This window comes from Maridesulfovibrio zosterae DSM 11974, assembly GCF_000425265.1.
GTDB lineage: Bacteria > Desulfobacterota > Desulfovibrionia > Desulfovibrionales > Desulfovibrionaceae > Maridesulfovibrio > Maridesulfovibrio zosterae.
In genome coordinates this window covers 479,975-506,117 of the sequence record NZ_AUDC01000011.1, presented here as the reverse complement: position 1 = coordinate 506,117, position 26,143 = coordinate 479,975, and the positions used below count along the sequence as shown (strand labels likewise).

The window sequence follows — 26,143 nt, the reverse complement described above, 5'->3', positions numbered from 1 at the left end:
TGATAGTTATAGTTTGTATGAAGGGGTTATAAACAAGTCGGTCAGGAGCGGCTTTACGGAGCCGTACGACTTCTATTTTCTTTGGAGGAATAAAAAAGTGGCCAGTCAGTCAACTTATGAGTTTTACAAAAGTGATCTATCAAAAATACCACCATTAAGAGCTATTGCAGAAACTCTTCTTGCAGATAAGCGTGTAAGAAAGATTACCGCTGCAGAAGCTTATGATCTTGCAACAAAACAGTGGGATGTTATGGAAACAGATCATCCCATTTATCCGGAAGCTGCAAAGCGTTTAGGACTTCCGGAAGGTGCTAAACTACTTAATCATTGCCATGGTAAGATTGTCGGTCGTACGGCACTTGCCCGTAGATTTTATAATCGGTTAAGTGACACAGAGCAGCGTAAGGTTACAGGAGATTTGAGGGAAGCTATCTCCGATTTGCAGGAACGTTCACTCATTAAAGCTGAAGCTGTAGTTGGTCTTGATAAAGATCTTATGATCAAAGCAACTATTCTTGGCGCTGAAGATGATGCAGCCAATATTTTTAATTGGCTTGTGAATTTTACCCCTTTTGATGAGCTTGCACAGGAATATGCTGAGAGTGCCAAGTTACCGATACAAGATATCATTATAATAGGTGATAACCTCTGGCGTAATGAAGATCCGTATTATCACAATCAGGGTTTTCCTCAGCTTGCTCTTGTCGATGAGGAGTGCAATGTAATTTACAATTTCGGAATGCGGTATTTTGGTGAACGTAAGAAGGGTACTCTAACTCTTGCGTGGACTTCAGGTATTCGTGTCGGCATGGCAGCTTGTCATGGTGGGATTAAAGAAATTGATTTTACCAATTGCCCGGATGAAGAAATTAAAAAGATTGGTAAGAAATCTATTGCATTTTTCGGACTGTCTGGAACAGGTAAATCTTCGCATACTAATTCCCATGACAATGGAGGAACCTTACCAGAAGGATTTTCCAAAAGAGTTCTTCATGATGATGCGTTCCAGATTGATACAGAGAATCGTGTCTGCCGTGCATGGGAGCCTACTCTTTTTGATAAAACAGATTCACGTCCTCTAGGTAATCCAGATTGGAAATACATGGTTTCTGTAATGAACCATGCCATGCTTGAAATTGACGGAAAAGTTATGCCCTTAGGGCAGGATATACGTAATCCTAATGGGCGCGCACTTATTGATCGTGATGTTCTTGGAGATTATGTAAACCGCTGCACATTCCCGGACTCTTTATGCTGGCTGATGAAAGACACCTGTCTGCCTCCAGTTATGAGATTTTCGGATACATATCTGGCAGTAGCTATGGGTGCGGCTCTTATGACCAAACGTAATCTGGCCGAGAATGTATCAGAAGAAGAACTTAAAAAGCTTGTTTTTATTCCCTATGCCAATCCCTTTCGCGTATACGAACTGTGGAAAGATGTTGAGGCTTTTGCCGGTGTCTTCAATAGCGGTGCTTATGGGTACAGCTTCAACTCAATAGGTTTTTGGAAATCATCTGATACTGATCTTAATGCAATTCCGCTGCAAACATCCCTGACTCTGCAAACCATGATTGTTACCGATAAACTTGAATGGGAGGACTGGGACTTGCTGCCTGGTGCGCAACTGCCTACCCGTGCAAGTATAGAAAATATTTTGCCCGGATTCTATGAGACCTATAATCCGAAGAATATTAAAAATCAGGCTCAGTATATTCAGACTTTAAAGGATCGTTTTGAACAGCGTAGGCAGTTCCTTGAGCGCATTGAAGATCTCAATTGCAAACCTGACCTTCTTGCAAAACTTGTCAATTCTTTGCATGTTAAGTCTTAGGTCTGGTTCCATTCTGTAGTAGTGCTTATTTTAAAAGAGTTTTTTCCGAACTCTTTAAGGCTATGTAAGTTAAGTCTTAGATAAAATTAAAATACCGGGTAGATGCGTATCTTTATATGCATCTACCCGGTTTGTTATGTATGAAGAGTATTGGAAACTTGTAGAAAGAATCTTAATATATAGCTATCAGCAGTTCGGCACTGATACGGCGAGCCCTCCAAGGGAGGTTTCTTTATACTTTGAGCTCATATCCTTACCCGTCTGGGCCATGGCTGTAACCGCTTCATCAAGAGTTACTTTATGGAATTTCCGGTTTTCAACTGAAGCAATCAAGTAAGAATTGTAGGCGCGTACTGCCCCCATGGCATTGCGCTCAATACAGGGGATTTGTACGTAACCGCCAACAGGATCACATGTGATTCCTAAATGATGCTCCAGAGCTGACTCAGCAGCATTTTCAGTGCGCCAGAATCTGAATCCGTTAGCGTAGGTGATAAGCGCTGCAGCCATAGATGACGCAACTCCTATTTCACCCTGACAGCCTACTTCGGCTCCGGCTATGCTGGCGTTATGCTTGCATATAAATCCTATTGCTGCGGATGCAAGCATGGCTTGACGAATCATTTCACGATCAATTCCAAGATCCTCTTCAAGAGCATATATCACTGCAGGAATAACTCCTGCTGACCCTGAAGTTGGTGCAGTTACGACAATATGTCCGGCAGCATTTTCTTCAGATGCTGCAAAACCGTATGCATTAAGTTTAACCAGAAAATTGTCTGCAGCATTTGCGCTTTTCTGGTTCTCGTACAGGGCTTTCGCTTTACGGTGCAGGCCAATTGGGCCGGGAAGTACTCCTTCAGCTGCAAGACCATTTTTCACAGCTTTTTTCATTGAATCAATAATAGCATCTAGTTTGATATTTATTTCGGCTACAGATGACTCTGTAATAGTCATTTCGTTCTCAAGTATTAACTGGTGCAGTCGAATTTCCTTTTGTGAAAGGATTTCTTTAAGCTCTTCCATATTAGAGTATGCATAGGCTGGTACACGGGGGATTTCTGGAAGTTGTCCTTTCCATTTGATAAATCCGCCACCAATGGAATAGTATTCCTGCTCGAAAAGGACATTACCACCATTTTTAAGTTGAATGAGCAGTGTGTTGCTGTATGGAAAATCGTTTTCAACTTCTGCGAAAATAACATCTTGAACGCTCAGAGGAAGAGAAATCTTTCCCAGTTTAAATAAATGTTCAGATTTGTCAGCCAGACTGTTCAGAAAAGAGCAGTCAACAGTTTCAGGGGTATAGCCCAAGAGACCTGCTACCACGGCACGGTCAGTTCCATGACCTTGACCTGTTGCACTTAAACTTCCGTATAAGCGTATTTCAATAGAATCAGGAGTTGAAGCAAGTGAAAGTTCTTGAACAGAGTTATAAAAATTGTATCCGGCTTTCATAGGACCTATAGTGTGAGAACTTGAAGGACCGGGACCGATTTTGAAAAGCTCGAAAACAGAAGTTGTAATTGCGGTCATAAGACCTCCTTGACCTGGGAATGTGTTTATGGAAAAGGACATTACCATATAGCTAATAGTGGAACAATGAATATTCATGCTGAGGAGGATATATGTATATTGTAAGCGCCTGTCTCGCAGGTCTTTGCTGCCGTTACGACGGTAAGGATAATGCTGATGAAAATGTAAAGGAGCTTGTCAGGCAGGGTAGGGCTATCCCCGTTTGTCCTGAACAATTGGGCGGGCTTTCGACACCGCGTCCTCCCTGTGAAATTGTAGAAAACAGGGTTATGACGGAAAACGGGGTAGATTTCAGCGAATCATTCCTACGGGGGGCAGAAGAGGCTCTTAAGTTAGCGAAACTTGCTGGGGCTGAAAAGGCAATACTAAAAGCACGTTCTCCTTCATGCGGAATCGGTAAAATTTATGATGGAACGTTCAGCCGTAAACTTATTGATGGTGATGGGCTTTTTGCTGCTTTGCTTCGAAAAGAGGGGATTAAAATTAAAACGGAATAAAAGACGAAAAACCCCAATTTATGTAAACTGGGGTTTTTCGTTAATATAAAAAAATGATTTAGTGAGTAATTTTATCTTCTTTAAGAAGTTGTTTGGCAACATTTAGATCGTAAAGGGCCATAGGATTGCGATCAGAGCCTCTTTGTTTGTACTCTTCTGCGGCTTCAAGAATAACATCGTAAGGCAGCCATTCGTGCTTATCCCATATAACCGGGTTTTCATTGGACCAGAGTCTGAATTCAATTGACCCTTGATTTTCGCGCACATACATACGGGTTTCACGGGTCTGAAGTGATGGAAAATAGTAAAGTCCGCGTTCATCTTTCATTTTTATATATCTCCCTTAAGATTTACGTAGTGAAAATGATTTTCCATTAGGAGTGGCAGAAATTCCGTAACCAGCAAGAACTCTATGCATTGGTCGCCCAAAGAAGAAATCCATGGATTCTGCTGGAAGTCCTGATTTTTCAGTAACAAGTTCACGGATGGATTTGTCGTAAATCAACATTTCACGCAGATCTGATTTTAGATTTTCACTGTCATTCCAGTCTGCAAGAATATCCGATGCCAACTGAGCCATTTTAGAAGGAAAACATTTTTTGTCATGTTCATCTATGATCTCGAGAACAGGATGGCCTTCTGGCAAAATATTTCTTCTGGTTAATCTGCCTTTGTCGTAAATCTTGAGTAAAGGATCAGGGTCTTCACAAAAAAGGAGCTGACACTCTAAAGGTCGGCTCTTGTATATGCGGCAGACATTGCTGGATAGAGCCAGGAACTTACAGGTCCATTCGCCGCCTGCTCCCTTAATTTTTAAAATTTCTTCAGCAAGAGGCACAACCGTTGACTCTGGCTGGTCAAAAGCCAGTTCTCCCTTTCTGAGGGTCACGATGTCTGTGAGATCAATTGCTTTATCATCTATGATGAGCGGGAGGTCCTCTGTATGCAGGGCGGGGCCGCCTTTACGGCAGCAAATTCCACATTGTTTACATTCTTTCATATTGCGGCGATTACTTTTTCAAGTTTATGTTGCTGGTTATTAAAAATTTTTGTAGTAAATATCTGCTACTGACGCACCTATGTCAGGAAAGAGTAAATACGCTGAATCCGGCTTGCTTGGCAAGTCCTGAGTTTTTTGCGGTGATAATTCGAATCACCGGTTGACAATTCATAGCGAAGTTCTTTATCTCACATCATAGGTTGTATTTTTTTTCACTTAAGGGTATCTTGCCCTCCCCTTCATCGATTAGATTGGGGGTCTCGACTAAGAGAGGAAAGCAATCGGGCTAGGTCGCTAATGCGATTCTATACCGACTGTCTAATTTGTATTGGTAGGTATATCTATTAAACTTTATGGAGGTTTAAGGGAATGGCGAAACACAAAACTCCCTTGTTGGACGAACTTGAAAGCGGGCAATGGCCTAGCTTCGTGTCCGACGTTAAACAAGAAGCCGAATCTAGAGCTAAAAACGAGAAGGACGTGAATTATCAGATTCCCGTTGAAGTCTGCGAAGACCTTCTCGGTGTTCTCGAGCTGTCTTACAACGATGGTGAAACTCACTGGAAGCACGGCGGTATCGTTGGTGTTTTCGGTTACGGCGGCGGCGTTATCGGTCGTTACTGCGACCAGCCCGAAATGTTCCCCGGCGTAGCACACTTTCACACTGTTCGTGTTGCTCAGCCTACTGCTAAGTACTACACCACCGATTTCCTTCGTCAGATCACTGACATTTGGGATATGCGTGGTTCCGGACTTACAAACATGCACGGTTCTACCGGTGACATCGTCTTCCTTGGAACAACCACTCCTCAGCTGGAAGAAATTTTCTATGAACTGACTCATGATGCAGACGTTGACCTTGGTGGCTCCGGCTCCAACCTGCGTACTCCTGCAGCATGTCTTGGTATGTCTCGTTGTGAGTATGCTTGTTACGATGCACAGGCTCTCTGTTACGACATGACCATGGAATTTCAGGACGAACTTCACCGTCCTGCTTTCCCCTACAAATTTAAGTTTAAATTCGACGCTTGTCCAAACAGCTGTGTTTGTGCTCTCGCTCGTTCTGACTTTTCAGTTGTAGGTATCTGGCGTGATGAAATCCGCATTGACCAGGAAGCTGTTGCAGCTTACGTCGGCGGTGAATTCGCTCCTAACGCTGGTGCTCACTCCGGTCGCGACTGGGGTAAGTTTGATATCCAGAAAGAAGTTGTTGAACTCTGCCCAGGCAAGTGCATCAAGTACGCTGACGGCAAACTCGAAATCAACGACAAAGAATGTATGCACTGCATGCATTGTATCAACACAATGCCTCGTGCACTGATGATCGGTAATGATCGTGGTGCTTCCATCCTCTGTGGTGCGAAAGCTCCGATTCTTGACGGTCCTCAGCTCAGCTCCCTCCTCGTTCCTTTCATCAAGGTTGAAGAACCTTTTGACGAAGTGAAAGAAGTTGTTGAAAACATTTGGGACTGGTGGATGGAAGAAGGTAAAAACCGTGAACGTCTGGGTGAAACCATGCGTCGCATGGGCTTCCAGAAACTTCTCGAAGTTACCAACATCAAGGCTGATGCAAGACACGTCCAGGAACCTAGACACAACCCATACATCTTCTGGAAAGCAGATGAGGTTGATGGTCCTTGGGAACGTGATATTAACGAATACAGAAAAAGACACCAGAGATAAAACGGGAGGACAGACATGGCGTTCGTTTCTTCTGGCTATAATCCAGACAAACCGATGGAAAACCGGATTTCGGACATTGGACCTCGTGACTACAATGAGTTCCTTCCTCCGGTTATTAAAAATAACTACGGCAAGTGGCTTTACCACGAAATCCTTGAACCTGGCGTACTGGTTCACGTTGCAGAATCCGGAGACGAAGTATACACAGTTCGCTGTGGTACCGCTCGCCTCATGAGTATCAGTCTGATTCGTGAAATGTGCGACATCGCTGACAAACATTGCGAAGGCTACCTGCGCTTCACTACACGTAACAATGTCGAGTTCATGACTGACTCAAAAGACAAAATGGTTGCGTTGAAAGAAGACTTGATGTCCCGTAAGTTTAACGGCGGTTCTTACAAGTTCCCCGTAGGTGGTACCGGTGCTGGTGTTTCCAACATCGTTCACACTCAGGGTTGGGTTCACTGTCATACTCCTGCAACTGATGCTTCCGGTACTGTTAAAGTTATCATGGATGACCTCTTCGAAGAGTTCACCGGTCATAACATGCCAGCTCCTGTTCGTATCGCTGTTGCTTGTTGTCTGAACATGTGTGGTGCTTGTCACTGCTCCGATATCGCTGTTGTCGGTATCCACCGCAAGCCTCCTATCATTGACCACGAGTACCTTGACAACCTTTGCGAAATTCCTCTTGCAGTATCAGCTTGTCCTACCGGCGCAGTTCGTCCTTCCAAGGTCGAAATTGACGGTAAACAGTTCAAGACTGTTGCTATTAAAGAAGAACGTTGCATGTACTGTGGTAACTGCTACACCATGTGTCCTTCTCTGCCTCTTTCTGATAAAGAAGGTGACGGTATTGCACTCATGGTTGGTGGTAAAGTGTCTAACCGTATCAGCATGCCTAAGTTCTCTAAGGTTGTTGTTGCGTTTATTCCTAACGAACCTCCACGTTGGCCTACACTTACCAAGACTATCCGTACAATCGTGGATGTCTACAAAGAAGATGCTAACAAGTACGAGCGTCTGGGTGACTGGGCAGAGCGTATTGGCTGGGAACGTTTCTTTGAAAAGACCGGGATTGAATTCACTCCCCATCTTATCGATGATTTCCGTGATCCTGCTTATTACACTTGGCGTCAGTCCACTCAGTTCAAGTTCTAATTAGAATTGAGAATATAAGGGGGCGGTATTTTGCCGCCCCTTTTTAAAAAAAAGGGGCTTAATATGCCAATTGAATTAGAATCTGCGAAAGTAGTAATAATGGATTATCTCACAGCAAAAACAGGTGCGAAAAGTAAATTTTACTTTAATGATTTTACTAAGCTTTTTCCTGATGCTAAAGCTCGTGAAGTCAAGAAAGTGTTGACTGCTCTTGTTAAAGAAGAGAAAGTTGAATACTGGTCCTCCGGAAGTACTACTATGTACGGCATGGCAGGTGCTGGTAAACAGGGTGGAGCAGAAGGCGAATAAGCTTTTGCAAAATCGGCTCTTTAATGCCTTGTCCAAATGGACAAGGCATTTTTTTTGAGATCCTACCAAGTTTAAATTGAGAGTAAATGCGTTCCCATGAACGTAACAACGACTGTCTTCAGTGGTATATTCCGAGCGTAATTATATGCAGTAAGTTTAAGGTTTACCCGTGATGTTTAGCTTGAATTTTTTTTTGCTAAACACTAGTGATTTTTTTTGAGCATATGGTGCATTAAGTTATAATTTTTATGGGGCGTGTATTGAGATGAATTTTCCTCGTGTTGTACTTGCAGGACTCAGCGGCGGGTCAGGAAAGACCATAGTTACTCTTGGGTTATGCCGCGCTTTCAAGAATATGGCGCAGGTTGTTAAGCCGTTCAAGAAGGGACCTGATTACATCGATGCCAGATGGCTGGGCTTGGCTTCAGGGACATATGCTACCAATCTGGACCCGTTTCTGATGAGTAACGACAGGCTCAAAGCTCTTTTTCTGGAAAAAGGGCTGGGAGCAGATATTTCAATAGTAGAAGGCAATAGAGGCCTTTACGATGGTAAGGACGTTGACGGATCATGCTCAACAGCTGAACTGGCCCGTATTATCAAGGCCCCGGTTATACTTACCATCGATTGCACAAAAATGACCCGTACAGTTGCAGCTATCGTTGCCGGCTGCAAAGCTTTTGAAGAAGGGTTTGAGCTTGCCGGTGTTATTCTCAACCGGACAGCCGGAGAGAGGCACCGTAATATTTTGAAAAGCTCAATCGAGGCTTATACAGATATACCTGTGCTTGGTATGTTGCCTAAACTTAAAGAAAATCCTATTCCTGAACGGCATATGGGACTCGTTTCTAATACTGAATATGATGCAGTAGACAAAGCCCTTGATACCTTGGGGCAGATGGCACTGGATTGTATAGATCTAGATGCTGTTTCAAAAATTGCCGGTAACGTGAGTAATCTGGTAGCTGAAAAATCGGCATGGGAAGGAATTGAACTTGTCAGCGAAGATAAACCTGTAATCGGTGTTGTTCGTGATAAGGCTCTATGGTTTTATTACGAAGAGAATCTTGAAGCCCTGACCAGAGCCGGAGCGGAAATTAAAGAAGTATCGCTTTTTGCAAATGAACCATGGCCAGCAATTGACGGTCTTTATCTTGGAGGAGGTTTTCCCGAGACTCTGGCAAAAGAAATTTCTGAAAATGAATCTATTCGCAAGCATGTTTATGAATTAGCGAAGTCCGGATTACCTATTTTTGCAGAATGCGGCGGCTTTATGTATCTTGGTCGAGATGTTGAATATGAAGGCCAGAAATATCCTATGTCCGCTGTATTGTCTCTTTCCACAAAACTCTGTGCCAGACCACAAGGTCTTGGGTATACTTCTGGTAAAATTATCCATGAAAATCCTTTTTTTCCTATAGGTTCAACTGTGATAGGGCATGAGTTTCACTATTCTCTCTGCGCAGACAACGAACAGCTTGACCCTAAATATGCACTGGACATGGACCGAGGCAAGGGAATGGCTGAAGGACATGATGGATTACTCATGAATAATGTTTACGCTGGGTATAATCATATTCATGCTCTGGGTGTGCCGTGCTGGGCTGGTAATTTTGTAAAAGCAGCAGCAGAATTTAAAAATACAAAGTAAACCTGCTAGCCATTATGCAGAAATAACGAATTATGGCATGTAGGCTCTGGCGATGTGAAAGATATCATCATAGTTATATTTATTTCTGATTCCCATGCACATTTCAGTGGCCATTTCCATCTTGCTGTTTGAATATTTCAGGATTTGCTCTGCTTGTACTGCCAGATTTGATTTAAGTATTCTATGATCAAATCCATCAATTACCTGTGTTATCCCATTGGAATAGAATGGGGTTTTAATATATGGTACTAGCTTTTCCAACTTCTGCTTACCTTTTTTACGGCTCAATATGATATGGAAAAGCATTTTTACCAGCAGACGGTCCGGCTGAAGTTTGTGGTCGAATTCAAGTAGTATTTGGTGATCAGACTCTTTGCTTAACAGGCCGTCTACAAGTCCGTGAGCCAGGGTAAAAGCTTTTTTTTCAGAAATAACAGAGGTTGGATACTGTGAAGCCATGCGGACGAAACTTATTCTGGGGTTTTCCTGCGAAGACATGGCTAAAAGAGAAATTTGCATGGAATTAAGTTTGCGTGAATATTCGTTAATTATGGTGTGTGTTTTCGATTCAGCTAAGCGGCGGATAGTGTCACTATCCATTTCTGAAAATGCTGTTTCAAGCATGAATTTGATGAACGGTTCACGAGTATAGCGAATTTCTTCCTCAAGAACCTGCTTATTGCGCTTTACATCAATGAGTTTCTTGATAGAAAGCCAGTAGGCGGCCAGTCCTTCGGCAGGCATTTCCAGAATATCAAAATCTTTTTGTTCTTCCATGGGATTTCCTTGTATTTCCTATGTTCTGATTGTAACTGAATTTGTCTTGGAAACATAGACCGCCCGTGACGGTTTTTTATTTAAAAAATTGATAAACAGGTGATAAAATATGATTGTACTTCCTGAATTTGATACGGTTGCTTTCCGCGTAGGTCCCCTTAAAGCCAATTGGTATGGCATCATGTATATGATAGGATTTGCTATTGCATGGTTTTTAGGTCGGTATCGTGCTTCAAAGAAAACAAATACATGGACTGCTCAGCAGGTGGATGACCTAATTACATGGCTTGTTGTCGGTCTGGTTTTAGGTGCTCGGATTGGGTACTGCCTCATTTATGAACCAGGATATTTCCTAGCTCATCCTTCTGATATTGTCGCAATATGGAAAGGAGGCATGTCATTTCATGGTGGTGCGATAGGTGTTGCCATCGTGGCATGGCGCTTTGCAAAATCGACAGGTCGAACTGTTTTAGATGTTGGTGATTTTCTTGTCCCACTGGCTCCGTTGGGGCTTTTATGCGGACGTATGGGGAATTTCATTAATGGAGAATTATGGGGCCGGGTTACCGATATGCCATGGGGTATGGTTTTTCCCAGCCAGAGAGCAGGAAATCTTCCACGTCACCCCTCACAATTGTATGAGGGTTTACTTGAAGGACTGATGCTATTTTTAATCCTGTGGTTCTGGTCATCTAAGCCTCGTCAGCGTGGTACAACAACAGGGCTGTTTTTGATAGGTTATGGCTTTTTCAGAGCTTTTGTTGAATTTTTCAGACAACCTGATCCCCAGCTTGGATTTATTGCCTTCGGTTGGCTTACTATGGGGCAGTTACTGTGTTTGCCTATGATTCTAGCCGGTTTGGCTCTTTTTTTATGGGGCCTTAAGAAAGGACCTATTCCTCCAGCTTCTGCAGATTAGTAGTTATAAGTAATTCTCTTTATACTAAGTCCTTTGCCTCATGTTCTTTTGAAGAATGTGGGGCATTTTTTTTGTAGTGTAGTTATCTTAAATCTCTATGTATTGATTGATTGCTCAAGTTGTATAATTTTATTCTTCATTAAGACATTCTATAGTATTCTAACTTTATAAAATAAAATCAATTGCAATATTGTGTACCGTTATTACATTAATATATGAGGGTAAACGTTAGCTGTGAGGTGGTGAAATGTCTCCTGTTGCGAGTAATTTGAATTCTATAGGTGTCGTGCTTGCCAGCAATGGTGAAGTATTTCTTCAGTCTGATTCAGGGGTGCGGCAGGCCGATTCAGGGACACTTGTGTTTAAAGGAGAAGAACTCGTTACTGGCCCTGCAAGCAATGCCGAGGTCAGATTTGTAGATGACACTTTACTCTCACAGGGAGCAGATTCAAGCATATCTCTTGATGATTACGTGTTTGATACTGTTGGTGAATCAAATTCTGAGCTTCTGTTCAAAATGAGTCAGGGGACTTTTCGTTTGGTTACAGGCAAGATTGCAGAACAGAACCCGGATCGTTTTCAGATAGGCTCTCCACTTGCCACAATTGGTATCAGGGGAACAACTACAGTTCATGAAATTTCCCCTGATGGTCAGGAAAAGCATGGTGTTGAAGAAATACATAGCGGGAAAGCTTTGCTTGTCCAGTCCATCGATGGTGAAGTCCGTTTGATAGACTCTCCGCAAGCTCTTGTTGATATAGCATCGTCTGGTCAGATTAGTACTGTCCGGCCTATGACTGTTCAGGAATTTGAATCTTTTAGAGATATTGCGCCGTCAGCCATTCAGCAGGAACAGGATATACAGGAACAGAACAGGGAAGAAGAGGAGGATGAGCAATCAACCGGTGATGATCCAAATGAAGAACAGCCTAATGACGAAAATGCCGACGGAGATGAGCAGCAAGCTGATGGTGGTGAAACAGGATCTCAGCAGATAGCTGGTGAAGGAGTACTTGAACCAGGAGTTGCTGCATTTATTCAAGGAAATATTGTTGGTGAAGATGGAATTCAGGGTGCAATAAATGATATAGTTAAGGGCGTTGCTGAACAGGTGTTCGAAGCTTTGGGCGAAGGAGATATCGAGTCGGCTCAGGCTCTGCTTGATAAGTTCGATGAAATCCCGACCAGTGATGAAATTTTAGAACTTATTGAAGGTATCGCTGCTGGGACAGAATCTGTGCCGGAAGGACTGGAAAATGTGACCTTTACCAATGATGAAGGGGTCAGCTTCATTCTTGGCGGTAGTGCTGGTGAGAGTTGGGAAGGAACACCTGATGCCGATTTTTATAACGGTCAGGGAGGCAATGATCTTATTTCCGGTGTTGATGGGAATGATTCACTTAAAGGTGGCGATGGAGATGATACAATTTCTGGCGGAATGGGAGAAGATTATATTTTAGGCGATGCCGGGAATGATATAATTAACGGTGACTGTGGCAGTGATTTCATGGATGGCGGTGAAGGTACTGACTGGATTTCATTTATGGGAGTTCATTCAGGTGTGACAGTAAGTCTTGCCTCTACAGTTGCTGTAACTGAAGGACTTGATTCCGTAACATATATTGATACATATCGAAATTTTGAGAATCTTGAAGGCTCCTCTTACGATGATACTTTAGAGGGAGATAGTGGAAATAATACCTTATACGGTCGGGGCGGAGATGATACTTTGATTGGTGGCGGCGGGAATGATACTGTCTCATATGAGCATGATACTGCAGCCGTATCAGTCACTCTTACCAGTGGAGGCGGTACAGCTACCAGTTCTGAGTCTGGCAATGACACATTAGTAAATATTATGAATGTAATTGGCTCTGAGGCTGGAGATACGATTATTGGTAACAGTTCTGGTAATTATCTTTTTGGGAATGATGGTGCAGATACTCTGAGTGGTCAGAATGGTAATGATACTTTGCAGGGCGGCGGCGGAGCAGATACTCTGACAGGTGGAAATGGTGCAGATATTTTTTATTATCATGAGCGGGGTGCTGGTGGGGATACGATAACCGACTTCATAAATGAAGCCGGGGATAAGTTTTTGTTTAACTCTGACAATTTTGAAGCCTTATCCAGAGATGGCGGTACAGCTACTTTTGAATCATTTGCCATGGCGGAAGATTCCAATCACAGTGGTCCTGTATATATTTATGATGGCGAGACCAACGAGTTATATTATGATCATGACGGATCCGGCGGAGATGCTGCAGAGTTGATTGCTACTACTAATGGCGGTCCGGTTAGTGAGGCTGATTTAGATTTTACATAGTTCGCAGTTTGCTACATTGTGGATTTTAGCCCATCTTATTTAAGATGTTATTTTTTACGTCTTATGCTTCTTTTTATTGCCAGCATCTATATTTTCTTATCTAACTATAATTAATGCTCGTATGAGGAGGGACTCTTTTTGCGGTCCGTGACTAAAATTTGAACCCGTAGCTCGAAGGATGTGTACCAAGTGGATAGAATTGATGAAATTCTGGGTAAGATTAATGTGCTTGAAGGAGAGCTTCGCCATGAACTGCGTGATGTAACAAATGAATTTCTTTATACCGTACAGGAAAAGAAGATCAGGTTCAGCGAGGAAGTGCGTGCTGCTAACCGTGAGTTCGCTGCGAAATGGAGTGATTATGTTTATGATTCCGGTGTATGGGTAATCTTGACTATGCCGTTTATCTGGATGCCTATCGTTCCGGCCTTGATGCTTGATGTGACTGTCTGGCTATATCAGTTGATGTGCTTTCCGGTATACGGAATTCCTAGAGTTAAGCGGCGTGATTATATCGTAATTGATCGACAGTCTCTTACTTATTTAAATTTTATAGAAAAAATGAACTGCTATTACTGCGGTTATTTTAATGGTTTAATCGGATTCGTGCGTGAGGTAGCAGCCCGTACAGAGCAATATTGGTGTCCTATACGTCATGCCCGTCCTGTTAAGTCCGTACACAGTCGTTATCGCCATTTTTTTTCATATGGTGATGCAGAAGGTTATCGCAAGGGACTTGGGCAGGTCCGAAAGGATTTTAATGATGTTTAAGCTTTCATTCGTTAGTTGTTGATAACTGTTTACAATGCTTACATATGCCTGACCAAGTATGTGTTTGTACAACGTTAATCAATCAGAAAAGCCTTGATGTTTTTCATCGAGGCTTTTCTGATGAATAAAATTTTTTTTAAATTACGTCTTCCAGAATTCTCTTAAATCTTTGGCTTACACCTTTAACTATTTTACTCTGTTGAGTAGAGTCACCTCCCGCATATACGGCTATTTGAACAGCTTCTCTTGCTCGGTAGGCTGTAAACCCAGTCTCTTCATCATGCCTTTTTATCTGGGTATCACCAAAGTTGATAACGTATTTTTTTCTTTTAGCGGTCTTATCTACAAGCCCAAGCCCAACTTCAGCAATCATAATATACGTATCTTGTGTTGCGTACTGCCCGGCAATGGCTCCAATTGATGCTCCGGATGCTGCACCGATTACAGTGGCATCAGCTGATTTTCCTACTCTTGCACCTGCATAGGCTCCACCGACACCTCCTATAAAACCGACTTCGTTTACAGTATCCTGCGTAATCTGACCTGAATAGCGTAAGTTCACATCCAAATGAATACTGAATTTATTTTTACGTGTTATTTCATAACCCTTTTCACGGTATGCATTTTCAAGATATGATCGCATAGCTTTTAAATTTATGGCTGGATCACCTGAAGTATTGCGGATAGTCAGTTTGATTACAGGATTATCAAATTGTGACGGATCCATGAAAATATTGCCATTCATCATAGAGCCGTAAAGCAGTCCTGTTTTCTGATCGCGAACCATTCCCATCCGCTGGGTGGATCTGCACCCGGCAAGCAGCATAGCTGAAAGCAGGATTGAAAAAACAATGATTTGAATAATTTTTTTATAGTACATTTTTTTTGCTCCTACCTGCGATATTTAATGCCGTATTGATTAAGAAATTCTATTAGCTCAGAATAGTGCACAGCAAAGTTCAGATTCGATGTTCCCTCATCTACTCTTCCCCATGTGTTAATCCCAACAAGTCGATTTTTATAAAAAAGTGGTCCACCTGAGTTACCTGGATTTACTGCTGCATCAGTCTGAATATAGCGGATTTTCTGGCCCTTGGAAGCAAGATGCTGACTTGGAAGTCTACGGTATGCACTGAAAATTCCTCTTGTGATAGTATATCTGTAGCCATGAGGGTGACCGATAACTTCAAGAGTTACTCCGCTTGGAATTGTATTTTTGCTATATATGCGAACCGGTTTACCACGTACGCCGACCTTTATCAGTGCGAGGTCTCTGTATAAATCAAGTGCAATGACTTTTCCGTATGTCTCAAGGTTATTGTGAAGCCGGACTTCTGCGTAGTCACTGCCTTCCACCACATGGCTGTTAGTGACAACAATATCGTCGCTGACATAAAAGCCGCTGCCGCTTCCTGTGCTGTAATTAAGTATTTCTACAACTGAATCAAAACGAGGATCATTTCCTGTATCTGAACCATATTTTTGAGCATAGAATTCCTTGAGAGCTTTGTTGCGGTCATTCATGATTCGTTTCTGAATCTGAGTAACATTGCGGTATTTTTTGTCCTTACCTTCCTGTTTTAAGTAGTGTCCTAAAAGCTCTGAAAGTTTAAGCTCGGCAGGCTGTTTCTCCCACATTCTGAGATCGCGGTCTGTTTTGAAGCTGGTCAGTATCTGCATACGTTTAGGGTCGTCATTATGTACGCCGTATGCAACTTTGAAATTTTGCTGCTGTACAATATCAAAAACATCTTCAAGAAATGTTTTAGCTCTGCGGTCAATAATGAAGTATTGCACCGTGGACATCTTTGTGTCCTGAACTCCTACAATGCGATACTGGTAGTTGTCATAGATGGGTTTTTCAATCATGCGCGGTATTTTTGTGGCATTGGCCAAGGCTTCATCATAGCGCTTTTCTTCTCTGTCAGCTTCACGTGCTACAGGAATACTAAGAGCTGTGCCTATCAGACCGAACATCATCCCCATCTGTGCACGGTCATTAAGTTCTCCACGTTTTAACCGATGCTGCTCAAGCTGCATCATGGCAGTATCAAATTTATTGTTATATGCTTCTTTGTATCCGGAAATATATTTGCTTTTATAAATTTCGTTTGAAGTTGTTCTTCTGTCCAGTTTGGACATTGTTTCATTGATAAGAATGACAACGTCGGCATCTTTAGCCGTTTTTGAGTTAAACATACTTTTGGCTTCAATTTGTTCAACCTTGACGGGCAGGTCAATATCAAATCCCAGGCCAAATTCTATGCCTTTATCCTTAAGAAAACTTTTGCTGGTTACACGTACAAAAGCAATCTTGCAGCCGGGTACTTCAGTGATTGGGAAGCCCATATCTTTAGCTTTTTGCATAGCTTTAATTATTGTACGTAGAGAAGGTTTTTTATTTCCTGCAGTGCGGCGAAGTAAGTTGCGGAAGAAATGCCCCTCCAGATTCTTCAGAGTCCCGGGGGGTAATATGTGTCCATATGTTTTTGCCAGATGAGGGATTCCCGTTCCTGTTGACTTGGCTATGGTTGTTTCTAGAAAAGCGGCTTGTGATATGAGAAATTTATATTCGTCAAGTTTAACCGGGTATAAGGAAAAGAAGTTTGGAGCTGTCAGTACCGGGTATGCTTTAAATTGAGTTGAAGCATCATCTTTGATTATTTTCTGTTTTGATTTCAGTTTTTCTTTTAACTCTTCCAGTCCGTCAGGAATCTGATCAAGAGTCGTCAAGAGTTGGTTGGACTCCACCTCATCAATTATATCTTGTGCATTTTGCAGCTTTAAACGGATGAGAGTCCATTTACGGGATCTGGAAGGCCATTTTACAGCTGTAACATTGGTTGTTGCAGCTTCAATGCGTGGTTTGAATGTTTTTTTAATGGATGAAGTGATTTTTTCCAGTTTAGCAAGAGTCTTAGGATCTTCAATGAAGTGTTGCTGATTGTTCAGCCATATTTTTTCAGCTTTGCGTAGCTGATTGTTTTCAATAGCATCTTCAAACTGTTCCTCAGGAGTAGAGGATGTTGCATATTCTTTAATACTCTGTTTCATTGCTCTCATGGTTTTGCAACCGCTGAGTCCAAAGATCAGAATTATCAATACGATCCATATATATCTTCGTTTCAAAATTCCTCCCCATAAAAGTGCGGAAATCTCCGCATTCTCCATGAGAGGGATTATCATATTAGAATGTACTATATCAAGATAATATCAAGAGGATTTTATAAGATATTAGGTGATGTTAAGAGTAAAATTGCATAAAATTAGAAGCCATGAAATATTCTTAATGTGAGTTCAATATGTGCGCGTGCAGACGTTTTACCTGCAGGCAGAATGCTTCCAGTCTGGCTTCAATAAGCTGTGGGAATGGGTTGCCGTCAGTTTCAATTGCCAGAAAAGGAAGTCGTGTATCATTCTCCAAAATAGATGAAGCCTTATTCCCTGCAGATGAAGCTCTGAATTGTTCACTCAAAATTGATTCAGCGACTCTAGATGGCATGCAACCGAATGGCCCGATTGATATTACACCGCATGATGGTGACATTATTTCGTGTAAAGATGATCCTACAGTAAGGATCGCTTCTCCTGTCAGTTGTTCGGAAAGGTACGGTTTAGCTGTATGAACAATCTTGTTTATATCAGGGCCGTGGAAGTGAAGTAGACCGCTGGATGAAAGAATGGATCTGATGCGTTTTTCAAAATAAGATTTAACTCCTTGCGTAATTATTGTTCCCAGTCCTGCCTTACCTTCTATATTATTGCGGTTTAACCAGTCCGTATACTTCATCCATTCAAGAACAGGGGCAACACGCACGATGAATCCTTGCTCAGATAAACGCTCAGGCAGTGATCTGCGGGCAAGCGGGTCATGGCGCACATATATTTCACCCAGTAGTGATATTACCGGATATTCTTCCACTTTCTTTTTGAGTTCAATGACTGAAAGATCCTTGGCGGCTTTGCGAAGTGCTTTAGAAAAAACTTTCCAGCTGATCATGGATTCAAGCAGTTCCTGTCTTACTTTCCAGAAAAGTTTCAGCGACTTTTCTTTGTCTTTTGCAGCGGTGTTAATTGTCGCGTAAATATCTTCCAGAATCGATCCCGTCACGATTCCCTGCCACATACCTAGAGTTACTTTCGTTGAAAGCCCGCCATAGCCATTTGTGGAACTTGGCGCAAAGATCGCAATGTCAGGTATTTCGAGACGTTCAATGAGATCATTCATAAATACTGAATACTGTCCGAAACGACACGGGCCTTTTGCTTTCGGCATCAGGAACAGGGCAATTTTAGATTTATCACGTTTTTCAAGGTACTCGAGAAGAGCTCCTGCTGTCAGCTGTAAAGGCAGACATTCCTTGCATGAAGAATTGTTGCGTCCAAGTTTCAGGGCAGCCTCGCTGGCGTGTGGCAATACTTTGTACCTGATGTTATCTCTGCTCATGGAAGCGGCTAAAAAATCTGTGCTGATCTCGCCAAGACTGGGAATCAGCAAGGTTACCTCCGGATCGTTTACCTGTCTCCATTTGCCTTTCGAATCTCTGATTCCGGTAGCTCCATCATGCATTTCGCAACGTGCCGGTGAAAATGTTTTTTCTATGGATGGGCTTGCAGCATTAAACTGTTTGAATCCGTTAACAATATCAAGGAATGCTTCTATGCGTGTTTCAATTCCAGCATCAGCGGTGTGGCTGTCCAGTTCGAGTGTGAGTGATGGCTTTTTACCCATAACTTTTCTGAAATGGTTGAGCAGAAAGGAATCCGGTCCACAAGAAAAATTAGTAATGAAAGTTCCGTAAAGCTGGGGATGGTCGGTTACATAGGCTGCTGAGTCCATAATCTGTTCACCTGTTGCCCAGTACATATTGAGAATTTCGCCGCAGCCTTCGCTACGCGGGAGCATGTCACAGGGAATGATGTCTACTCCACGAGTGGAAAATTTTGCAGGAATGGATTTATTGGCCCATGAGTTGAATGCATTATACGGCCTGCCGAACAGCGCAATTGCTTCTTTTTCAGGATTTTTACCAAGATCAGTTATAAAATTTTCTCCTTCGCGCTTAATATCTGCAAAGAATAGTTGCTGCGCCGCTGCAGCTTCTTCGAAAGCATTAACAGCTCTGTCCAGATCAATTTTAAGTTTTGCAGCTGTTTCTAAAAGTGCTTTGCGAATTTGTGAAATGCCTTCCTGCATATGGATAACCGGAGTTAAAATCGATCTGGTTTTAAGTTCCGGGAAAGCAGAGCGTAGATAGTAGGGTTCTCCCTGTACCAGAACGCAGGTACATGATCTGTCGCCGCTTTTAAGCGGCATGGATCGCAGGTGTGGTAGAAAAATATGATCGGTTTCAAGCTTTAACAGTTCACCCATGCTGCCATGGGCCAGTTCAACTGGATGGCAGAAAGGGGCTCCTTTCTGCTCAATGGAGTTTGTATCCACAGTCTCAGGGATTCTTACTCCGAAGCCAAGTGCTTTGAAAAATGAATTAAAAAGTGGAAACCATGTATTCATAAGCAGGGAACGATTCATACCAATAATGGGCTGTCCATCCTCAGGAATGCTTAAGTCACGGTAAACACGTTTCTCTCTCCAAAGCACCAGGTCTGTACCGGGAGTAATTTTTTTTGAAATTTTTGAGTTATCAAAACGGTTGCATATGCCACCGAATGGAAAGGTTTTTCCCTGTACTTCTATACGTGTAATCGAGCAGCGCAGGTCACAATCTCTGCCACTTCCGTTACATGTAAAAGGCGTTTTGTAGGATACTTCCCGTAAAGCCAGCTTTTCAGGGGCGAAAACGCCTTCATGGAGAATTCCTTGATCCGTCCGTTTAGCAGCTTCAAGGGCAACTCCGAAGGCCCCGGTAAGCCCCGGATGTGGCGGGACAATAATTTGGGTCCCTGTAAGAGCTGCCATCGCTACTGGCACGGCCTTGTTATAACAGACTCCTCCCTGCATGAATATTTTGCTGCCTATAGTACGATTACCTTTTACTCGATTGGAGTAGTTGATGCAGATGGAATATACCAACCCTGCAATCATGTCTTCAAGTGGAACACCGTCTTGCGAGGCCAGCTTAAGGTCAGAGCCGATAAAGGCGGCGCATTGGTCATTAAAATTAGGAGGATTTTGGCCTTTGAATGCTACATCTGCAATCTTCTCTACATCTATACCTAAGGTCTCTTTGGCACTTTCTTCAAGGAATGATCCTGTTCCAGCACTACATGCTTCATTCATGGCATAGTCGCAGGGAACAGAATTTTTCAGCCAGGTATATTTGGCATCCTGACCACCTATTTCAAAAATTGTATCAACCAGCGGATCATAGTGGACCGCTGCAGCAGCATGGGCGGTAATCTCATTTATGATCCCGTCAGTTCCTGCATGAAGTCCTGCAATGTTGCGGCCCGATCCGGTAACGCCCATTACAGATGCAATGGTTCCCTGAGGAATCTGTCCTGCAAGGTCTGCATAAACTCTGCGTGAAGCCCCAACCGGATCTCCATCTGTGCGTAGATAGCTGGATGCCACGATTTGCATAGATTTAAGATCGACAAGAACTCCCTTGGTAGTAGTCGAACCGACATCAAGACCTAGGGCAAGCTTATTACCGGCAATAAATTCGGCTTGGGTACTCTCATGAAATTGAACTGAATCAGCAAAGTCTTTGAGCGGAGGCAGAAAAGTAAATCCAGTAGTTCCCTTGAGGATAAGGGTTGAAAATTCTTGTTCGGGGATCTGGCCGTTGTCGGCTGCCCATATCGCAGCTCCAAGAGCTTCAAGGCAATGACCGTATTCTGGAATAAGTAGATCAGGAATTTCTTTACGTAACTCGCTGACCATAAATTTATTACGTGAACAATTGCCGATAAGTGCAACCTTTTCTGAAGGTAGTTTGCGAAGTAGCTCCACACATTTGCCTGCCATCATACTGGCTAGACCTGCAACTACGGATTCTTTTTCAACACCTTTGTTCAGGGCGTGAGTACAATCGCTTTTACAAAATACAGAACAGCGTCCCGAAACTTTGTGGGCATCGACCTTTTCATTCATATTGCCCATACTTTCGAGGTTAAGACCCATGCGTCCTAATTGCTGGACTAAAAATTCACCAGTACCCGAGGCACATTTGTTTCCGGTATGTACGGTTTCAACTTTTCCTTCGGTATTAAGCAGGTAGGCCATGAAAGTTTCACCTCCGGCGCTTAATACTGTGCGGTAGCCAAGTTTTGCAATACCACTAAAATTAAAGGCTTCTTCAAGTGCCTGTGGTTCGGATATGGACGGAATATCAAGAAGATGGCGGAATTTGCGTCCGGTAACGGCAACCCTTACTTTATCAAGAGAGCCTATTTTTTTCAGGCCAGTTAAAATTGTTTTTGCCGGCTTACCTTCATGGCTTAAAGAGATGGCCTTCAGTATTTCTAACTTGCTGTCTGTTCTGGAAATTAGAACCAGACTGACTGTTGATGCTCCGGCACAGATACCCAGTGATTTATTCATATGACTGATTGGTGAAATTTTTATGTTCGACTGCAGGGAATTTGATTTCAAAAACTTTATTCCAGAATTTTCCGGTAACCAGTATGCGTTTGTTTTTAGGATCAAAGGCTATACCATTCGCCGCTTCAGCTTCAGGCCCGGCCAGAGGTCGCAGATTTGAAATATCAATCCAGAATTGAACCTTTCCGGTTAAGACATCTACTGCTGCAATACGGTCCTCCCTCCAAATATTGCAGTATAGCAGACCATCAATGTATTCCAGTTCATTGAGTCTATGGATTTTATTCAAGCCGTCCATGACCTGAATTCTGCTTATTCTGGCAAAGTCGTATGGATCACGTAGGGTTATATGTGATGAACCGTTGCTTTGGTATAAAAACTGGCCGTCTGTGGTTAGTCCCCAGCCCTGTCCTTTGTATTTAAAGACACCTTTGAGGGCAAGCGACTTAGAATCGTAGACATAACATTTACCTGATTGCCATGTGAGCTGGTAAATTTTATTCTGCCACAAACAAAGTCCTTCACCGAAAAGCTTGTTGCTTATTTTTACTTCAGTTCTGACTTGTCCTGAATCTGGATCTACTTTACGAACAGCTGAATGACCACGTTTCCCCGTTCCTTCATATAACATACCATTAAAGAAGAGTAGCCCTTGAGTGAAGGCTTTACTGTCATGCGGAAAGTGGTTCAATATTTTACATTTAACAATAGGAGCTATGTGCGAATCTCCAGCATAGCTTTTTGCTATAAAAAGATGCAATATAAGTGTAATCGCTATTAAAAAAAATATTGAATATTGTTTTGACATCGGATCGGACCCTAGCGGATTTTGTTACGAAGTTCCAGAATTGAAAAGTGCAAAAGTGCGAAATATAAAAATCTATATGTTTAGGAAAAATAGCCGATTAAGAGGGTATGTGGGTTCTAAAAGTATATATCGTAAATTTTAATATTTAAAATGGCTCTTTAAATTTTGCCTGTTTTTGAAGTTAAATAAGGGTGAAGAGGTATCGCTAAGTGAGTGCAGAATCAACATTTTTTCATTACCAGCCGGTTTCTGGCGATAAGAAAAAAGATGAACCAAAGCTTATAACAGTTGTTTCTCTACGTTCTGAAGCTGAGAAGAAACAGGGCAAGAACTATTGGCTGGCCACAAAGATGGATGATAATTTTTTTGCATTGCAGGAGCTAAATGAAAAGAATGTTCCGTCCGGTCCTGTAAATAAAATCACTGCTGCTGATTTCGGCTCAAAGTACATACTTGAACTGAACTATTTTCAACAGGTTGTGCGGCCATCAATGGAAGATTTAGATCATGTGCTTGAAAGAGGGGAAACCCATCGTGAGCGTGGTGAACTATATAGTGCAGAAATGGATTACGTTGACGCACTTGCAGTCGATGAAGAAAATGTTCGGGCAACATTTGGACTGGGATTGACCTACCTTGAAAAAGGTGATGTGGAGATGGCAAAGGAGGTCTTTACCAAGGTGCAGGAGTTGAAATCAGCTTTTGAGCCTAAGCATAAACATATGTTTAATGATTTCGGCATATCCATGCGTAAGAATGGAATGTATAATGAAGCTTTATTGTACTATAATCGAGGTATAGAACTGGATAATGATGATGAAAATCTGTTCTTCAATATTGCGAGAACACATTTTGAAGCAGGAAATTGGGAAAAGTGTGTTCGGTATCTTACTATGTGCCTTGAAAAGAACAGAGGTGTTGAAGAGGCACGTAAGTTTTGCAATTATCTGGTAAACAAAACGACTTCAGATGATTCCATGCTTCGCGAAATGGGAGCATCCGGTGCAGGAAGTCGATTGCGTAGTGATATTCTTAACCTGCTGCGTCAGATGCAGATAGCCGCTGGTGTTGATCTTGATGATGCCATCGAGAAAACACATGAAATCAGAGATCGAATGATTGCCCTTGAAGAGGAGGATATCCACATGAAGGAAATTGAAAAAGACATCTATGATCTCGGTGATGTCTAAAAAACGGCTAGGGTAATGCTAATAAATTCTCTCTGGTACCGATCAGAATAAGCACATCATCATGCTCTAAAGTTTCATTCGCTTTGGGAACAAAATTTAATTCTTCTGAGCCATTTTTTCTAATTGCAATAACCTGCACCTGATAATTATTGGTCAAGTTTAAATCAATAAGTGTTTGTCCTGCCCATTCAGTTACAGTTCTTTCTTTGATCAATATATCATGACCCATGGAAAGGTATTCTATCATTCCCGGGGTGGACAGTTTGTGCGCAAGTTGTTTGGCCGCGAAGTGTTCTGGGAAGACAACAAAATCCACGCCTATTTTACTGAGCACCTTTTTATGGGCTTCGCTGATGGCTTTAACCCATATTTTATTTACACCCATCTCCTGCAGATTAAGAACAACAAGTATGCTTGCTTCCATGGAATCACCGGTGGAAACCACTACATAATTAAAATCTTGAAAGCTCAACTGTTCCAATGTCTGGCGGTCAGTACCGTCAGCCTGAAAAACGTGGGAAAGATATGGTTTAGCAGCTTTAACCCGCTCTTCACTGGTATCAACTCCAGTCGCATTATGGCCTAGCTTGCGTAGATTAATAGCTAGCTCGAGACCAAACTTACCAAGGCCGATAACACCTACTTCTATTTTTTCAGACATATGTAATCTCCATACCTACCGGCGATTCTCCGCTATCTTGCGGGATAGTCACAGTATTACAACTTCTTTGCTTAAAATGGATGAAAAGTTTCGGTAGTACCTATTCAAGGCAAAGCCGATTTAATTTCAGAAGTCCGTATATCAACCTTATCCTAAAGGCAAATCGTCTTCAGGAAGGCGATAGCGTGGTTCGCTTTGCCAACTGTTAATGGCTGTTAAAAGCCATACCGGGCCGAGTCTTCCTACGAACATGAGGGTGATAATTATTGTTTTGCCTGAGTTGCTGAGTTCCGGAGTTACGCCGGTTGAAAGTCCTACTGTGGCAAATGCTGATATCGCTTCGAAAGTGATTTCAATAAAGTGTCCTCTGGCCTGCGAGTGCGGAAGATAGCTTCCTTCAGTTATGCTTAAAAGGATTATGGCTGAACAGAGAATAACACTTGCAAGTGCCAATAAAGTCAGCATGCGGTTAACGTTTTCCTCGCTCAGTGCATACCAGCTGACCACTACCTGCGATCTTCCTTTGATTTTGGCAATGATAAATGCAAGCCAGGCACGGAAAGTTGTAGTTTTCAATCCTCCCGCACAAGATCCAGGTGATCCACCGATCAGCATAAGGAAGATCATTACGATAAGACCAATATTTGTCATATTCGATATTTCTACTGAATTAAATCCTGCTGTTCGGCATGTTACTGACTGAAACAGAGCTCCTATTTTGCTGATTCCGTATGGTGCATCAGGATGGGCTTTCATATTTTCGAACAGAAACAGAGCTACAGCTCCTGCAATGACTAGAAAAATAGACGTTTCAAGGACTGTGCGGGTATGCCATGTCATGGCATGTGCTTTTACTTTCTTATTACGTTTGCATATAAGATCACAAAATATCTGCCATATTTCTGTCATAACATAGAAACCAAGTCCTCCCATGAAGATGAGGGCCATGAAGACGCAGTTGATGCCTAAATGCTCGCTCCATGAAGTCAGACTGTCAGAGTACAGGGAGAAACCTGCATTACAAAAAGCTGAGATAGAATGGAAGACAGCAGAGAATGGATAGAACCCTTTCGGGTCCATGAAGTAGAGCAGAAATGCTCCGATTGCTTCTATAGACAAGACGGCTGTTACAACTCCAACAATAAATTTGCCCATATTAAATGAAGGGTTATGGATAAGAGTCTGGCTTACCGCAATACGGTCTGCGGCACTGACTTTTTTACCCATCAGATAAATTACAAGGCTCGCATAAGTCATGATCCCAAGCCCTCCCAATTGGATAAGGGCTAGAATAACAGATTGTCCGGTCCTGCTGAAAAATGACCCTGTGTCTACTACAGCAAGTCCTGTTACGCATACAGCTGAGGTCGCGGTGAATACGGCATCCAGTAAAGACAGTTCTTTTCCCGGATGACAGATGTCCAGTTTCAGCAGTAATCCGCCAACTAATATTGTGGCAAAAAATGCATATATAGGAACCCAGAAAGGTGAAGATGCTTTAGCTTTCATTGGC

20 protein-coding genes are annotated in these 26,143 nt (G+C 42.5%); 10 read left to right on the top strand and 10 right to left on the bottom strand.

Annotated elements, in window-relative coordinates:
- Positions 1–97 precede the first annotated feature (97 nt).
- Positions 98–1,834, top strand: a complete 1,737-nt coding sequence (locus tag H589_RS0106535; protein WP_027721278.1) for a phosphoenolpyruvate carboxykinase (ATP) — start codon at positions 98–100, stop codon at positions 1,832–1,834.
- 186 nt (positions 1,835–2,020) lie between these two features.
- Here the strand turns inward: H589_RS0106535 and H589_RS0106530 are convergent, their stop codons facing one another.
- Complete coding sequence (locus H589_RS0106530) at positions 2,021–3,370, bottom strand: L-serine ammonia-lyase (RefSeq protein ID WP_027721277.1); 1,350 nt, start codon at positions 3,368–3,370, stop codon at positions 2,021–2,023.
- A gap of 92 nt (positions 3,371–3,462) precedes the next feature.
- On the opposite strand from H589_RS0106530, the gene H589_RS0106525 reads away from it, so the two are divergent.
- Positions 3,463–3,867 carry a 2-thiouracil desulfurase family protein gene (locus tag H589_RS0106525; RefSeq protein ID WP_027721276.1) on the top strand — a complete coding sequence of 135 codons (405 nt, stop codon included), beginning with the start codon at positions 3,463–3,465 and terminating at the stop codon, positions 3,865–3,867.
- Between the two features lie 58 nt (positions 3,868–3,925).
- Here the strand turns inward: H589_RS0106525 and H589_RS0106520 are convergent, their stop codons facing one another.
- Positions 3,926–4,195, bottom strand: coding sequence for a hypothetical protein (locus H589_RS0106520; RefSeq protein ID WP_027721275.1), 270 nt, complete (start codon positions 4,193–4,195; stop codon positions 3,926–3,928).
- 15 nt (positions 4,196–4,210) lie between these two features.
- Positions 4,211–4,867, bottom strand: a complete 657-nt coding sequence (locus H589_RS19325; protein ID WP_035075223.1) for a YkgJ family cysteine cluster protein — start codon at positions 4,865–4,867, stop codon at positions 4,211–4,213.
- A gap of 369 nt (positions 4,868–5,236) precedes the next feature.
- On the opposite strand from H589_RS19325, the gene dsrA reads away from it, so the two are divergent.
- From dsrA to H589_RS0106495, 4 genes are all read left to right on the top strand, one after another.
- On the top strand, positions 5,237–6,550 hold the full coding sequence (gene dsrA, locus H589_RS0106510) for a dissimilatory-type sulfite reductase subunit alpha (protein ID WP_027721274.1): 1,314 nt from the start codon (positions 5,237–5,239) through the stop codon (positions 6,548–6,550).
- A 15-nt stretch (positions 6,551–6,565) separates the two neighbouring features.
- Positions 6,566–7,711 carry a dissimilatory-type sulfite reductase subunit beta gene (gene dsrB / locus H589_RS0106505; protein WP_027721273.1) on the top strand — a complete coding sequence of 382 codons (1,146 nt, stop codon included), beginning with the start codon at positions 6,566–6,568 and terminating at the stop codon, positions 7,709–7,711.
- A 63-nt stretch (positions 7,712–7,774) separates the two neighbouring features.
- Positions 7,775–8,020, top strand: a complete 246-nt coding sequence (locus H589_RS21060) for a dissimilatory sulfite reductase D family protein (RefSeq protein WP_027721272.1) — start codon at positions 7,775–7,777, stop codon at positions 8,018–8,020.
- Positions 8,021–8,285: 265 nt separating this feature from the next.
- The gene (locus H589_RS0106495) at positions 8,286–9,671 is read left to right on the top strand and encodes a cobyrinic acid a,c-diamide synthase CobB (RefSeq protein ID WP_027721271.1); all 1,386 of its coding nucleotides are present in this window, start codon (positions 8,286–8,288) and stop codon (positions 9,669–9,671) included.
- A gap of 30 nt (positions 9,672–9,701) precedes the next feature.
- Here H589_RS0106495 and H589_RS0106490 read toward each other — a convergent pair whose 3' ends face one another.
- Positions 9,702–10,448 (bottom strand): MotA/TolQ/ExbB proton channel family protein, encoded by a 747-nt coding sequence (locus tag H589_RS0106490; RefSeq protein WP_027721270.1) that lies wholly within the window; start codon positions 10,446–10,448, stop codon positions 9,702–9,704.
- Positions 10,449–10,557: 109 nt separating this feature from the next.
- Here H589_RS0106490 and lgt point away from each other — a divergent pair, with 109 nt between their 5' ends.
- The 3 genes from lgt (at position 10,558) to H589_RS0106475 (ending at position 14,464) form a co-directional block, all read left to right on the top strand.
- Positions 10,558–11,367 (top strand): prolipoprotein diacylglyceryl transferase, encoded by an 810-nt coding sequence (lgt, locus tag H589_RS0106485; protein WP_027721269.1) that lies wholly within the window; start codon positions 10,558–10,560, stop codon positions 11,365–11,367.
- A gap of 247 nt (positions 11,368–11,614) precedes the next feature.
- Positions 11,615–13,693, top strand: coding sequence for a FecR domain-containing protein (locus H589_RS19320; RefSeq protein ID WP_035075218.1), 2,079 nt, complete (start codon positions 11,615–11,617; stop codon positions 13,691–13,693).
- Between the two features lie 189 nt (positions 13,694–13,882).
- Positions 13,883–14,464, top strand: a complete 582-nt coding sequence (locus tag H589_RS0106475; RefSeq protein WP_027721268.1) for a hypothetical protein — start codon at positions 13,883–13,885, stop codon at positions 14,462–14,464.
- Between the two features lie 136 nt (positions 14,465–14,600).
- On the opposite strand, the gene traT is transcribed toward H589_RS0106475, so the two are convergent.
- The 4 genes from traT to H589_RS0106455 all read right to left on the bottom strand — a co-directional run bounded on the left by traT (position 14,601) and on the right by H589_RS0106455 (position 22,779).
- Entirely contained in the window at positions 14,601–15,344 is a 744-nt protein-coding gene (gene traT, locus H589_RS0106470; protein ID WP_027721267.1) for a complement resistance protein TraT, read from the bottom strand.
- Positions 15,345–15,355: 11 nt separating this feature from the next.
- The gene (locus H589_RS0106465) at positions 15,356–17,593 is read right to left on the bottom strand and encodes a trypsin-like peptidase domain-containing protein (RefSeq protein ID WP_027721266.1); all 2,238 of its coding nucleotides are present in this window, start codon (positions 17,591–17,593) and stop codon (positions 15,356–15,358) included.
- 157 nt (positions 17,594–17,750) lie between these two features.
- Positions 17,751–21,971, bottom strand: coding sequence for an acyl-CoA dehydratase activase (locus H589_RS0106460; RefSeq protein ID WP_035075215.1), 4,221 nt, complete (start codon positions 21,969–21,971; stop codon positions 17,751–17,753).
- Entirely contained in the window at positions 21,964–22,779 is an 816-nt protein-coding gene (locus tag H589_RS0106455; protein ID WP_027721264.1) for a glutaminyl-peptide cyclotransferase, read from the bottom strand. The genes H589_RS0106460 and H589_RS0106455 overlap by 8 nt, the downstream gene beginning before the upstream one ends.
- A 209-nt stretch (positions 22,780–22,988) precedes the next feature.
- On the opposite strand from H589_RS0106455, the gene H589_RS0106450 reads away from it, so the two are divergent.
- Complete coding sequence (locus H589_RS0106450) at positions 22,989–23,969, top strand: tetratricopeptide repeat protein (protein WP_027721263.1); 981 nt, start codon at positions 22,989–22,991, stop codon at positions 23,967–23,969.
- A gap of 7 nt (positions 23,970–23,976) precedes the next feature.
- Here H589_RS0106450 and H589_RS0106445 read toward each other — a convergent pair whose 3' ends face one another.
- Entirely contained in the window at positions 23,977–24,630 is a 654-nt protein-coding gene (locus H589_RS0106445) for a potassium channel family protein (RefSeq protein WP_027721262.1), read from the bottom strand.
- Positions 24,631–24,777: 147 nt separating this feature from the next.
- Entirely contained in the window at positions 24,778–26,139 is a 1,362-nt protein-coding gene (locus H589_RS0106440) for a TrkH family potassium uptake protein (RefSeq protein WP_027721261.1), read from the bottom strand.
- Positions 26,140–26,143: the final 4 nt, after the last annotated feature.